The organism is Anatilimnocola aquadivae (assembly GCF_049819085.1).
Taxonomy (GTDB): domain Bacteria; phylum Planctomycetota; class Planctomycetia; order Pirellulales; family Pirellulaceae; genus Anatilimnocola.
On sequence record NZ_CP187419.1, the window covers coordinates 3,279,261 to 3,291,860 of the forward strand.

A 12,600-nucleotide genomic window follows, 5' to 3' on the forward strand; every position below is an offset into this window, starting at 1 on the left:
CACGGCGGGCCCCTGGCGATGTGACAGCTGTGATTCTCTGGGGGCCGTGATTCTTAGTCAAACAGTTTTGTCAGGAGTCGGAGGTCAGGAGTCGGAGGTCAGGAGTCGGAGGTCAGGAGTCGGAGGTCAGGAGTCGGAGGTCAGGAGTCGGAGGTCAGGAGTCGGAGGTCAGGAGTCGGAGGTCAGGAGTCGGAGGTCAGGAGTCGGCCGACGTCACTGCCTGGAACTTCAAACTACGAACTTCAAACTACCCCTACGCCAAGTCTCGATCTTCAAACAGCGTCAACGCCAGCAGCATCGCGATCGTGCTGTAAATGGCCGCGTAGATAAAGCTCCAGCCCAGGTAGGCCATGGGAACGATCCGTCCGCCGGCCACGCTCGCCTGCACATCAAAGTGGTCGAGCACGGGGAAGACCGTTGCGATTAACTTGCTGAAGAAGATCACGGGCGCGGCCTGTTCGGCGACGACCTGCGACTGAGCCAATTGCGGCGTGAGATGCCCCAGGGCCCAAATCGTGAAACAGATGATGAGGTTTGGAATGAACGGTAGCCGCGTAGAAATCGCCACGCTGATCGCCGTCATCACCACTACTTGCAAGTACACCAGCACCAGGCCCGGCACCGTCGTGGCCATCTCATGGAAGCACAACTGCCAGGTCAACTGCAGGTCGGCGCCTTCCCGCTCGTCGTACACGGGTTTGTACGAGACACCGAGTAAGAGCACGAGGCCGAGCACCAGGCACAGGAACAACGTCGACCAGGCGATGCCCGAGAACTTGCCGAGAATAAAGTCGAGGCGACTGACCGGCTTCGAAAGAACCGTGAGCGCTGTCTTGCCGTCGATTTCTTCCGCCAGCGACGTACTCGCCGACCAAATGGCGACAAACAAACCAAGCACGGCAATCAAGCTGAACCCTGCGTTCTTCAAACCCTTGATGTCGTTGCCGAACGAGTTCATCGGCACGATCACAAAGATCAGCAGGGCGAACACACCCAGCGCGAGCACCAACCCGTACACGGGCTGAGCAAAGTCGGTTTTAGCAGTCGCCAAGGTTACGGCCGTCAGCTTGGGAAGTGCCGTCCGCTGCAGCAGGTAAGCGAGAAACAGGCCGACGACGCACAGCGCCGTGATGAGCACCGCAGCCATCTCTGGATGCGCAACCGTGCTGTAACGGTTGACGGTCAGATTTGCCTTGCCGGTTCCCAGGTTTTTCACAAACAGCTTGGTAACGATCTTTTCACTGAACGGAGTCGCGCCGGTTGCATCCTTCCGCCACACAACCGGTTCGCCGGGAGTGACATCGAACGTGACCGTCGCAGGACCCGGCTTTTCGAACGGGGCCGTCGACACCTTCAAATGCTGATCGGCCGTGAACGTCAGTTGCCGCACTTCGTCGCGGCGAAAGTTGGTCTCAACGGTTTGCTCTAGTGACGAGTTCAGATCGAGCGAAGGAGGATCGATGACGAAGCTCTCCGTCGCAGTTCCTTCCGAAACCATCGCCGGCAAGCGCGCGAGGCTCTCGAACATTTCGCTCGGCTTGCGCACGAACACTGTTCCCAATAAGCCAATCACCGCCATCACCACGACCACGACCCCAAACGGGGCGAGCACCCCTTCCGTGACTGTTTCCCAGGCTTCGTTTGCCGCGCGAGCAGAAACCAGCGTCACCGCTGCGGCGGCAATCACATAGCTGGCGACTGCCAGGCCACCGAGCAGCAAGATGCCGTCAAAAACCGAGACTGCTGGCTTCGCGTCGACTTCGGCTTTCGCTTCCACCGCAGGAGCATTAGCGGGCGCTGCATTGCCGCCAGGTTGAAACCACCACACGAGCGTGCCGACGAAGATCGCCACGGCCAGTACGGCCGAGACGAGCCTGGAGGTCTTTTTGTCGGCCGCGAGATTTCCCAAGCCGGGAATGCGCGAGACGCCGAACATCAGCAGCCAGATCAATCCGCAGAGGACGAGCCCGAGGAGCGCTCCCACTCCCAGGATCCAGATCGGCATCAATGCGCTGACCAGTTCGTCCTTGATTTCGATGTGCAAAGAATCCAGCCAGTTGGCCAGGAACAAGGAGGGGACAGCCATATCGGGCTCACGCGCGCAGTCTTGCGGATCGAATTGTCGGAAAAGGCCTTATGGTAGCAGTTTACGCTATCTGCCAGCAGGTGGTTCGCGCTCTTTTGCAATTTCCTTGCCCTAGCCCGGGGTCGGGGGCCTTTGGCGAGCAGAGCAATCTCGTGTAGCCGGATCGCTGTTCGCCAAAGACTCGCCGACCCCGCCGTGAACCGGTCCAAACCCAGGCCAGGCACCGAACCTCTAAACACCCCCCTGCCCCATCCGTTTGATAACTTTTTGTCGCGATTTTTCGCAGTCGTGAATCTCTTCTAAGTGGCTTTTTATCATTGGTTTACATTCCAACATGACTGGTTATCAGACCGTTTCTTGATAACCGTTTGAGAACCACCATTTTGGGCTATAAATCCATCGGGCTCGACTGCTCAGGCAATCGACCTTCGCAGCAACCAGCACTCATCCCTAAATTATCCTAACATGATGATTGATTGTCAACTATTTATTAAAATACAAAACCGGGGTCGGCGAGTCTTTGGCGAAAGACGATTTAGCTACCTATTCCAGACATAACTCGCCATAGACTCCTGACCCCTGCCTCGTAAGCCCCGCGTTTCGGCCATCCACTTGCTGAACAGGGCGCATTCCGCATTGATGAGCTCGCACCCCAGCATCGCTGATGTCTCGTAAGTCTCTGCATCGCAATCGGTTGTGATTTCCGAATTCGTGTCGTCCAACCTTGCTCACCCCCTGTTCATTACCGGTCCTGAACAGGCCCTATTCAGGTGGTTCGGGGCAGGAGTCTATGGCGAGTAATCTCTCTGCAAGATTGGAAATCACTCGTCGCCAAAGAATCCCGACCCCTGGCTGGGGTGTGCTGTATTCTCACGCGATCGAAAAACCCTGATATTTCCCACTCGCGAGCTGCACGTTTTGATGGGCTGCCGTGATATTGCCAGCCATCGAGTCGGCGATATCGGCGAGGAACTGTTCGACGTGTTCCTGTTGTCCCTCGGCGATCAAGTGGACCCGACCATCGGGCAGGTTCCTCACAAAGCCGGTCACCTCGTAGCGCCGTGAAATATGCCGGGCGTTCGCGCGAAAGCCCACCCCCTGCACCCGGCCCGAATAGTAGACCTCGTACTGCTTGCCACTCGTCGTGCTCATTTTAGGTACCCAGGTGATTTGTCTGCTGTCGTTCGTTGTTGGAGAATATCCGCTCGCCGGAAGGTCCAATATGCCGGCACAGTCTCTGTTCGGCGAGTGCCAACAAGCAGCCTATCGGTTGACCGCGACAGGCTGAGAAACGCGGCCGAGCGGCATTGACGCTATTTGCAAGCCACTTCTATACTTACGATTCTCAGCTGGCATTTTCCAGCTGACTTAATGGGCGTTTGACGAAGTGCAACCGCAACCTTGCACTTCGAGCCTGCCACTAGGGGCGAATGTACGGAAATCTCGCTATGAAGTCTGATAAACGGCACGAGCTGCAAAAAAACGAACTCGCCGATTGGCTGGGTGACCGCGTCGAAAGCTACAGCGATTACTTCTGGCCTGTCGTGGGCGGAGTCGTCGTCGCCTTTGCTGCAGCGGTCGGCATTGCCTGGTACCTGGGCACTCAAGATGCCAAGACTGCCACGGCTTGGAACGCTTACTTTCAAGCCTATGGCGAACGCGATCGCGAAGCCGAACTGAAGAAGGTTGCCGAAACGGAACCGAACACGGTCGCCGCGATGTGGGCCCTGCAAGGCGTGGGCGATTTGAGCCTGGCGAAGGCTTCGAACCTGATGTTCACCGACCGCCCCGAAGCCAGCAAGCACATCAAAGATGCCGAGAGCAGCTATCAGGAAGTTCTCGATAAGGCCCGCGATCCTCACTTGCTCGCGCGAGCCCAGTATGGCATGGCCCGGTTGCAGGAAACGAATTGCCAACCGGCCGAAGCACTCAAGTACTACGAGCTGGTTGCCAAGAGCCAAAAGGACAACGCCCTGGGCAAAGCTGCCGAGCGCGACGTGAAGCGGATGAACGATCCGCAAGTAATCGCCTTCTTGGAATGGTTTGCCAAAGAGAATCCCAAGCGCCCCGTTCCAACAGGCCATGGCGGAATGCCCGGCTTGCCTCCGCTCAACACGCCCACCGATCTGCCCGAACGTCCCGATATCAGCTTGCCGGGTAACTTGAACCTCGACCTGCCGAAGGGACCGACCGGCGACAGCAAGCTGGAATTCCCCCAGCCTGGCGAAGCACCGAAGGGTGATGCTCCTAACGCTGACGCGCCAAAGACGGAAGCTCCACCTGCTGAAGCGCCCAAGACCGATGCTCCCCAAGCGGACGCACCAAAGGCTCCTGAAACGAAGAAAGACGGCGAGTAAGCCAGCCGACGCTGCGCCTTATTGATTGCCCGAGAGGATGTACGGTTTCCCATGTCTGCAAGCGACGAGTTGAACGAGCAAGCCCAAGAGCTCGTCGTCGGTGAGGCAGAGAGCGGAACTCGCCTCGACGCGTTTCTGGCGAAGAGCTTTCCCAAGTACAGCCGCATGCAGCTGCGCCGTATCATCGGCGCGGGCGGCGTGCGGGTGAACGATCAAGGGACCAAGGTCGCGCATCGTCTGCAGCCCGGCAATCGGGTTTCGATCTTCCTGCCGCTGATGCCTTCGGCCGGACCGAATCCTGAGAACATCCCGCTCGAGATTCTGTACGAAGACGACGTGATGCTGGCGATCAACAAGCCGCCGTTCATGGTCGTGCATCCCTCGCGCGGGCATTGGTCGGGCACACTGACGAGTGCCTTGGCATTTCACTTTGATCAGCTGAGTACCGCTGGCGGCGCTCATCGCCCGGGCATTGTCCATCGGCTCGATCGCGACACCAGCGGGGTGATGGTCGTGGCCAAAACCGATACGTGCCACTTTGCTCTCGCCGAGCAATTCGCCGATCGCACGACCGAGAAAGAATATCTGGCAGTAACGTCGAGCGTGCCGGATCGCGATCGCGATGTAATTTCGCAGCCTATTGGTGTGCATCCTTATCAGCGCGAAAAGATGGCCATCCGGTCGAATCACGAGACCAGTCGCGAAGCCACCACGTTCTATGAAGTGACCGAACGCCTCCGCGGCTTCGGTATTTTGAAGATGCTGCCCAAAACGGGCCGGACGCATCAAATTCGCGTCCACCTGGCCCACATCGGCACGCCGATCCTATGCGACCGCCTCTACGGCGGCCGAGCCGAAATCAAACGGGGCGAACTGAGCGGCGACCTGCGCGATCAAGAGATCGTGCTCAATCGCCAGGCCCTGCATGCCCGGCGCATCAAGTTTGTCCATCCCGAGACAAAACAGCTGATGGAAATCGAGGCTCCGATTCCCGCTGACATGCAGCGAATCATCGACGTCCTCCGCGAACTGCGCCAGCGGTAGAGCGTCATCCGCTCAACCGATGCCAGGCGGTCCGACGTCACCGTCAATCGCACTAGCCAGTCGCTTCAAGACGTCGAGCGCGGCCTGCTTGTTATCCTCCTCGACGAACTGGCGAGCGTCTCGCAGATGTTCCTTCAGGCCATTGCGTCCCAACGGCATGAGTGCTTGGAACTGCTGCCAGTTGTAGAGATGGTACACGACGTGCCAAACTGCGCCGTAATCTAGCCCCTCAGCAGGGTCGCGGATGAAGCGCTCAATCGCCGCCAGCCAGTCGACCGTCGCCTCCATCCCTTCGCTCACCACGTGATGCACCGCTGCGTTGACCATCTCTGGAGGCGCATCCGGGTACGCTCGACGGAATGCTTCAAGAGCAGCAGCAGCAACGCTAGGCCGCGCAAGCAACGCCTGCATTAGCGCGAGTGAGTCGGGGTTGATCCGAGGTTCATGAGGCACTGAGACCGCCAACGTGAGGAATAATTGTTTAACGTTCAATGGCCGGCACCGCGCCGAGCAACTCTCGAACTACGAAAAGCATACCCTCGGCACTGGTCCACTGTACCGGCCGGTTATGCGTCGTTGTTGCCGCCGTACTTCGCGTAATCATTACGCCACACGTCCAAGATGTCACTGCCGACGATCTCGTACTCAGCTTCCATTTGGTGATGGTAAGCGATGATCTCCCCGGGCCGTTGCGGACTGATGCCCCAAACCTCGTCACCACTGGCGGAGCCGAAAAAGACGAAGGGGCGCAGATCGGGAGTCTGAACCTCGGTCCACATGCACCGCGTGATCGTCACCAAGGATCCGATGTAGTCCTCGTCCGACAACGAGAGCAGATACTTCGCGTTCCCGCGGTCCTCGCGGAATCCGTCGCAGTCAAAGTACAACCGTCGAAGTTGATCCGGCAGCCGCATTCCGAGTTCCGCCTCGACGCGAACGACCCGCTCCTCCGTCGCCGGCGGGGAGAATCGTCCGTTCGGGAATAGCTCTCGCGGTGACATGTTGCTGGGACGCCAGTGCATGGCAGGCTGGGTGAGTGAACGGATTGCGGAAGGTTAAGCCAGTAGCACCCGGCGGATGGTTCGCCGGGTGCCACTGGCTTTGCCAGTGTCTGGCCGGCTTGGGTGAGTGGACGGATCGCTGAAAGTTGAAGATTTGACCCTTTTACCAACAGGCTGCCCTGTGCAAAAATGCGAGATGTCAAGTTTCCGCTGCACATCGATTTCCGTATCGCAAGTCAGCACTGGCAAAGCCAATGGCACCCGGCGGGATAACAACTTGTTATCTGTCTTGGATGAGTCGAGACTTGCCGGGCCAGCCCCAGAAATCCTTGTCGGCCCATTTTCGGATTTCGAGTTTGAGATGCTCCAGCGACGCGATTATTTGAGTTCTCGGCCAAATCGGATTAGTCTCCAGTGACCACGTGAGATGCACGATGGCAATTGGTTTTGATGCGTCGTCGGTGACAAACACAAAGTCTTTGTGCGTGACAGTGCAAACAGCCACTACTTCGGTTGCACGCGCATATAACGTGTGCCCTTCAGGCATCTCTCGATGCAGTTCAGCGTTCAGGATCTGATGAGGAGTGCCAACCGTGGTCAAATGGTCGGAAGGAAACGAGATGTAGTCGTCCGGAATCTTTATCCACGGGTGCGACCACGAAAATGATTCGGGGATCACAAACACAGTGCGCTGCTTTCTGGCTTGGCCGTCAATCGGTGAGTTGCGGAAGAGGTAGCTTCTGATAGCCGGCGGTCGCTTTAATTTGACTTGGCTACCAGATATCGGCTCGTTGCGCGAATGATTGGAGCAACTGGGCCCTGATCTCAAGCATTGTCCCGAGTTTTTCTAATTCCCTCGGGTCGTCTGGATTGCCGATCAGGGTTGTTGGATGTTGCTGCCCCTGCTTCATGTCCGAGGAAACATTCATCCAATGAGCTGCGAATTGCGACATTGCTTCACGAGCACTAAGCAGCCTATCGAAGACGAGATAGTCCGTCGGGCAATCGCCCGAAACAACCCATATCTGACGGCTGCCATCGGGTGTTGTCTCGGACCAAAGGGCGAGTTTTGGCGGCAACGAGAACTCGACCTCCAACTGCTTTGGGGGCGCGATTCCCGCGGCTTGAAAATACCTCGTGACCTGCGCGAGTTGCTCATGGAGCCAAGCTCGTTCCCCAACGTCATCGCTCATGCTCACCTCCAAAGTCGCTTGTAGTAGCATCAATCGCCAAGTCAGCCGCCAGGGTCGATTGGCATCATCGGCGGATTATGTCATCCCGCTGCGGCGATGTCTCCTGCGAAATGTTGTTTTCCTCGTCGGTTCAAACCCAGAACTAAAGCGGCATGCGAAGGCGTATCATGCACCCATGGCCGTCGAAAAATACCTGAAGCCCGAAGTCATCAACCAGATCAAGCGGCTGGACCTGCGGCCTCAGTTCTTCGTCAACCGCGCAAGTCGCGACACCCTTTGCTGATTGAATCGGCTGCCGTCGTATTGTCCCGGTGGCAATGTTTGTGGAACTGCCTTGCGCAGCTTCAGCTGCGAAGGAAAGGACTCAGCGGGACCAGCGAAGGAAGAGGCCAGCGGCTGGTCCCGCTTCGATGCTCAGCACATCGTGGCGGTCGTCTGAGAAGGACTCGGCCTGAAAGATGCGCCGGTCGAACAAATAGGCCAGCGATAGATCGAGCTTAAATCCGAACGCCAGGTCTCGCTCCAGACCAAGCCCTACCCGCTGATCGAACAGGTACAGCCGGTCTTGCGTGTTCACCCGTTCGGAGAGCCAATACGTTTCGTTGACGACCTGATAGCTGGCATACAGGTTCCAATAAACGCCGAGTCGTTGGTTGGCCCGCAGCGCAACATTCGTCAGCGGCAGATAGCTGGCCGTAAACGTGAACGTCTCGGTAGGTTGATAGCGCAGCGAAAAGGGGATGCCGATATTCGCGGTGAATTGCTCGCTGGGTCGCCAGACATACGCGACTCCAGGAATAGGGAACGGCAGCTGCGACGTAGGCGAATAAAACAGGCTGAAGCTCCAAGCATCACGCGGGCCGCTCGGAACATTGAGAAAGCCGAGCGTCGTCAGGGTCATATCGCGAATGCCGGCAAAGGGCTCATCGCTAGCAGAGCCAATGTTGACCATGAAGCCTGCTCGCCAGCCATTATCCAACTCCCGGCTGTGCAGCACTCCGATACTGAGCTTCCAGAGGTCGGCTGGTAGAGGTGTGCCCGAGTTCGGCAGAATCGCGTTGCCGCCGAGTTCCAGATGCTCCAGGTTGGCCATCGCCAACCAGATCGAGCGGCCAGTAGGCTCGATATAGAGCGGATAGGCTAAGCTCGCCTGCAAGCCGGTAAACGACAGCTCGCCAGCCTGACCGCGGACGTTTTGCGAGGGAGCCCAGAACACGCCCAGTTTCAGCGGAGAACGATCCTGGCCTGGCGAGCCCGCGTCGACCCGACGCCCTGCTATCACCGGCTCGGCGCTCGGCGCGAACAGCAGGGCCTCTTCGTCGATAAAGTCAGAATCTGCTTCTGGTTGGGGCCACTGCTCGATTAAGGGTGCGCTACTTTGCGCTGGCCAAGCGACCTCACCTAGATCCTGAGCATGCGCAATCATCCCGAGCGCCAGCCAGGCGATGGCCAGCGCATGGATCATGACAGGGCAATGCCAGCAATGCATGCAACACCGATTCCATTCGAGGTTTCCAATTGCTGGCGAAGTATAGAGAGTGGTCAAGGGCAGCAGTAGATCATCGTGCGAACCTGCGGTTAGTCCACCATCGTTGATTCATCCGCCGATGGTGAGACAACTGCGTTTGGCTCTTCACTGGGGGCGGGGGCTTCGGTGGTGGTTGCACCTTCGGCCTTCGTAGGCAGCGGCTTGGCCTTGGGCAGTTTCTTCAGCTTCTTGTCTTTGATTGCGGCCGCTGGAGCTGCTGCGGTTTCTGGAAACAGCGACGCGGCGGTTCGCTTTAGTTCAATCAACTTGGCTTCGGTGGCGGAGATTTCTTCCGCCAGCTTGCGGGCCAGTTCGTCTCGTTTGCTCAAGAACGACTGCACTTCGGCGAGCAGCGGAGTGGCTTCTCCCGCCACGGTGATGGGCGCGGTCTGCGGCGTAGCAGCGGCGGCGACAGCTGGTTCGTTCGTCGTAGTAGTATCTTCCGCAGTCACGGCATTCTCCCGATGTTTCTTCTTCGACATCCACGAATCCTTTCTCGCGAGCAAGCAATCAAAGCCCCGATTCTAGCGGTTCTGGTTTTTCGTAGAATGCCCGCTTGTCGCGAAGCGGTTTGTCGTCTGCGGGGAATGTCGCTTGTCGGAAATTGTTGCCTATCACGAGGCGGGGCACGTCTTCGTCGCCTACTACGTCGGCGCGCGAGTGCGCTCGGTGACGATCGAACCCGATCGAGACGACGGGCCCAATCGCTACGGCGACACTCAGGTGCTGTGGCAGCGGAGCCGCTACTCGCCGCGCGAATTGGCCGAGAAGGAAATTCAAGTGGCGCTCGGCGGACCAGTCGCCGAGATGATTCATAGCGGCGATCCGTTTCATCCGGCCTTCGTTGCCGAATGGTCCGCCGATTGGCAAGCAGCCTGGGAATCGGCCTCGCGATTGCTTCCCGATGAAGCCAAACGGATGAAGTATCTCGAACAAGTCTCGATTCAACTTCACCGCCTGCTGAGCCGCGACGACCATTGGGCGGCGCTCGCGGCGGTGGTCGATAACTTGCTCGCTCACGATCGCCTCGAAGAGGAAGAGATCAGCGAGATCATTCAGGCTTGGATGCGGTAGGCACCGATCATTGCCCGCCAGCTTTCGCACGGGCAATGCTGAAATCCACCAGCTCCTGGCACTTGAAGAAGCCTTCCCAGAAGTTGTGGCCCTGCCCTTTGGCAACGACGAGCGTCACTTTATCTTCAGCCCCCGCCGCTTTGTACTTTTCGACGAACGTGGCCGAGTTCTCCTTCAGCGGCACGACTTTGTCTTCGTCGCCGTGAATGATAAACGCGGGAATCTTGGCCTGGGCCAGTTTGCCCACGCGTTCGATCGGATTCAGTTCACCGGCTTGCTTCTCGAGTTCCTCGGGCTTCAGTTCGTAGGCACCGGCGGCTTTAGCGATGCCGGGGTAAGTGCGAAAATCGAAGACGGGATAGATGCCCGCAAGGCCCGACACCTTCTCGGGATGTTCACTGGCCCAACTCGTGACCCATAGACCACCGCGACTGCGGCCGAGCACGCAGCACTTGCCGGCAAAGCCCCGATTCTTGGTCAATTCCTCATACAGGGCGGTAAACTGTTCGCGCCCCTTCGGGCTGCCATAAGCTTCGCCGATATCGATCCCGGCAACCGCGATGCCTGCATTTACAAACTGCTCGTGCATCCACTTCTCGTGCGAATCGGGATAGCCGGCGAGTGTCGGCGCATACATGATCCAAGGCTGCGGCTTCGCTCGCTTCACCTCTGGCGGCAGCAAGATAAACGCGGGGCGACCAGCAACGAGAAATGATTCGCCGGGCAGGATCAGCTTTTTTACCGGTGCGGGATCCTGGCTCCATGCTTGCGGTTCAAGGGTTACGCAGAGGATGACGGTTACGGCCAACAGGGATTTGTGCATGGTGTGAAATCTCCGAGAGAGGGATGTGGTAGGCAGATTTTAGCTTGTATTTTCCCGCGAACCAGCGCGCGAGCTGCGCGTCTTTATCTGCATGTGAAGCAGATTTTTGTTCGTAAGGTTGCTTGCCATGTTTGCTCAAATTCTTTCCACCTCTTTTCAGCGACTCCGTTCATGCTCCGCCCAACTCGCGGTCCGCTGTTCGCGTAGTCAGCTTCTTTGTAGCTCCTAGCGCCGCATTGGGCCGCTCGTTGATTCACTCCGGGGCAGTTGCTGTTGGTAGTGACGCCTGGCTCTGAACCAGGAGGACGTTGGTTCGATTCCAACCCCCGGAACTTACAGGGAGCGAGGGGCTGGGAACTGGGAACTCGGGAAAGACAAAGAGTTGTCGTTGAACTCAGCGGTCTTTCCCGAGTTCCCAGATCCTAACTCCCAACGCCCAAAAAACGGAAGTCATCCGGCTGGATGAGGACCCTGTCTCGAAAACAGGTGGCGATATTGCATCGCTTGTGAGTTCGAGTCTCACGGCTTCCGCTGGGCTGGGAACTGGTTCCCAGCCCCCAAAAACACGACCGGGTACGCAAACAGGTTCAGCGGCGAGGTCGAGAGCCTCGTGTCTGTGGGTTCGATTCCCACCTCGGTCACTGTGAAGAGGAGCTAGGAGCTGGGAGCTGGGGAAATGCCAAAAGAAGAGTTGCAAGTGAACTCTTTGCCTTTCCCCAGTTCCAAGCTCCTAGTCCCCAGCCCCTTCCCAAAAGTCCTTGGAGTGTGCCGGATTCGCACGCGACCCTGCGAAGGTCGAAGACTGGGTTCAATTCCCGGCGAGGACATTCTTTAATTCGACGCAGAAGCTAAACGGCTCGGCGCTTGCCTGCAAAGCAAGTTCAAGTGGGTTCGACTCCCACCTGCGTCTTTTGAAAACCGCCCTCCACGCAATTAGCTGCCCGCGCGACAAAGAAATTTGAAGATGCCAACCAAGAAACGCAAAACTCCCATCGCGATCGGCCGGGCCGCGACGGGAGTTCAGCAATTTGATTAGACGAAGTCAAGCGAGCAATCGCTTAGACCATCGACTTCAGGCCCTTCAGAGGACGAACCTTGACCGACTTGCGAGCCGGCTTGGCAGGCACATCGCCAACGACACCGGTGAACCGATTCAGCACGTTCTTCTGCGCTGGCTTGGCGGGGATGTCCTTACGATTGATCTTGGCCAGACCTGGAATCTGGAACACGCCCGAACCCTTCTTGCCCAGAGCCTTGGCGATCTCCGCCGTCAACGCATCGAACACCGAGCTGACCTGCTTCTTGGTCAATTCCGTTGCTGTGGCGATTGCGGCGTAGACTTCTGACTTGCTGGCGGGCTTCGCCGCGGGGGCTTTCTTTGCCATCTGCTACCGACCTCCCTGGGAGACATTTCTGTGCGAAACGCCTCGATGAAACAATTGAATAGTTTGTCCGTCCCTAAGGCGGATTTGCGGCGAAATTAGATAGTTTGCC

The 12,600-nt window shown here is 57.7% G+C and carries 13 protein-coding genes and 4 tRNA genes; 7 read left to right on the plus strand and 10 right to left on the minus strand.

Annotated elements, in window-relative coordinates:
- Nucleotides 1–253: 253 nt before the first annotated feature.
- Both NA78x_RS13295 and NA78x_RS13300 read right to left on the minus strand, forming a co-directional pair.
- On the minus strand, nt 254–2,086 hold the full coding sequence (locus NA78x_RS13295) for a hypothetical protein (RefSeq protein ID WP_425618939.1): 1,833 nt from the start codon (nt 2,084–2,086) through the stop codon (nt 254–256).
- A gap of 870 nt (nt 2,087–2,956) precedes the next feature.
- Entirely contained in the window at nt 2,957–3,238 is a 282-nt protein-coding gene (locus NA78x_RS13300; protein WP_425618940.1) for an acylphosphatase, read from the minus strand.
- Nucleotides 3,239–3,534: 296 nt separating this feature from the next.
- Between NA78x_RS13300 and NA78x_RS13305 the strand changes: the two genes are divergently transcribed.
- Nucleotides 3,535–4,443 (plus strand): tetratricopeptide repeat protein, encoded by a 909-nt coding sequence (locus NA78x_RS13305; protein ID WP_425618941.1) that lies wholly within the window; start codon nt 3,535–3,537, stop codon nt 4,441–4,443.
- A 51-nt stretch (nt 4,444–4,494) separates the two neighbouring features.
- Nucleotides 4,495–5,487, plus strand: coding sequence for an RluA family pseudouridine synthase (locus tag NA78x_RS13310; protein ID WP_425618942.1), 993 nt, complete (start codon nt 4,495–4,497; stop codon nt 5,485–5,487).
- A gap of 12 nt (nt 5,488–5,499) precedes the next feature.
- Here the strand turns inward: NA78x_RS13310 and NA78x_RS13315 are convergent, their stop codons facing one another.
- The 6 genes from NA78x_RS13315 to NA78x_RS13340 all read right to left on the minus strand — a co-directional run bounded on the left by NA78x_RS13315 (nt 5,500) and on the right by NA78x_RS13340 (nt 9,691).
- Nucleotides 5,500–5,814 (minus strand): hypothetical protein, encoded by a 315-nt coding sequence (locus NA78x_RS13315; RefSeq protein ID WP_425618943.1) that lies wholly within the window; start codon nt 5,812–5,814, stop codon nt 5,500–5,502.
- Between the two features lie 239 nt (nt 5,815–6,053).
- The gene (locus NA78x_RS13320) at nt 6,054–6,509 is read right to left on the minus strand and encodes an SMI1/KNR4 family protein (protein WP_425618944.1); all 456 of its coding nucleotides are present in this window, start codon (nt 6,507–6,509) and stop codon (nt 6,054–6,056) included.
- 259 nt (nt 6,510–6,768) lie between these two features.
- Nucleotides 6,769–7,173: a hypothetical protein gene (locus NA78x_RS13325; RefSeq protein WP_425618945.1), complete on the minus strand. Its 405-nt coding sequence runs from the start codon at nt 7,171–7,173 to the stop codon at nt 6,769–6,771.
- 88 nt (nt 7,174–7,261) lie between these two features.
- Nucleotides 7,262–7,681, minus strand: coding sequence for a DUF4826 family protein (locus NA78x_RS13330; RefSeq protein ID WP_425618946.1), 420 nt, complete (start codon nt 7,679–7,681; stop codon nt 7,262–7,264).
- A 364-nt stretch (nt 7,682–8,045) separates the two neighbouring features.
- The gene (locus NA78x_RS13335) at nt 8,046–9,146 is read right to left on the minus strand and encodes a DUF6268 family outer membrane beta-barrel protein (protein ID WP_425618947.1); all 1,101 of its coding nucleotides are present in this window, start codon (nt 9,144–9,146) and stop codon (nt 8,046–8,048) included.
- Between the two features lie 113 nt (nt 9,147–9,259).
- Complete coding sequence (locus NA78x_RS13340) at nt 9,260–9,691, minus strand: hypothetical protein (protein WP_425618948.1); 432 nt, start codon at nt 9,689–9,691, stop codon at nt 9,260–9,262.
- A 112-nt stretch (nt 9,692–9,803) separates the two neighbouring features.
- Here NA78x_RS13340 and NA78x_RS13345 point away from each other — a divergent pair, with 112 nt between their 5' ends.
- Nucleotides 9,804–10,283: a hypothetical protein gene (locus NA78x_RS13345; RefSeq protein ID WP_425618949.1), complete on the plus strand. Its 480-nt coding sequence runs from the start codon at nt 9,804–9,806 to the stop codon at nt 10,281–10,283.
- Nucleotides 10,284–10,290: 7 nt separating this feature from the next.
- Here NA78x_RS13345 and NA78x_RS13350 read toward each other — a convergent pair whose 3' ends face one another.
- Nucleotides 10,291–11,106 carry an alpha/beta hydrolase family protein gene (locus NA78x_RS13350; RefSeq protein ID WP_425618950.1) on the minus strand — a complete coding sequence of 272 codons (816 nt, stop codon included), beginning with the start codon at nt 11,104–11,106 and terminating at the stop codon, nt 10,291–10,293.
- Nucleotides 11,107–11,363: 257 nt separating this feature from the next.
- Here NA78x_RS13350 and NA78x_RS13355 point away from each other — a divergent pair.
- The 4 genes from NA78x_RS13355 to NA78x_RS13370 all read left to right on the plus strand — a co-directional run bounded on the left by NA78x_RS13355 (nt 11,364) and on the right by NA78x_RS13370 (nt 12,016).
- Nucleotides 11,364–11,438 (plus strand) — tRNA-Gln (locus NA78x_RS13355).
- A gap of 113 nt (nt 11,439–11,551) precedes the next feature.
- A tRNA-Ser gene (locus NA78x_RS13360) sits at nt 11,552–11,637 on the plus strand.
- Nucleotides 11,638–11,673: 36 nt separating this feature from the next.
- Nucleotides 11,674–11,747 (plus strand) — tRNA-Leu (locus tag NA78x_RS13365).
- A gap of 197 nt (nt 11,748–11,944) precedes the next feature.
- Nucleotides 11,945–12,016 (plus strand) — tRNA-Cys (locus tag NA78x_RS13370).
- Nucleotides 12,017–12,164: 148 nt separating this feature from the next.
- On the opposite strand, the gene NA78x_RS13375 is transcribed toward NA78x_RS13370, so the two are convergent.
- Nucleotides 12,165–12,491, minus strand: coding sequence for an HU family DNA-binding protein (locus NA78x_RS13375; RefSeq protein WP_425618951.1), 327 nt, complete (start codon nt 12,489–12,491; stop codon nt 12,165–12,167).
- Nucleotides 12,492–12,600 lie beyond the last annotated feature (109 nt).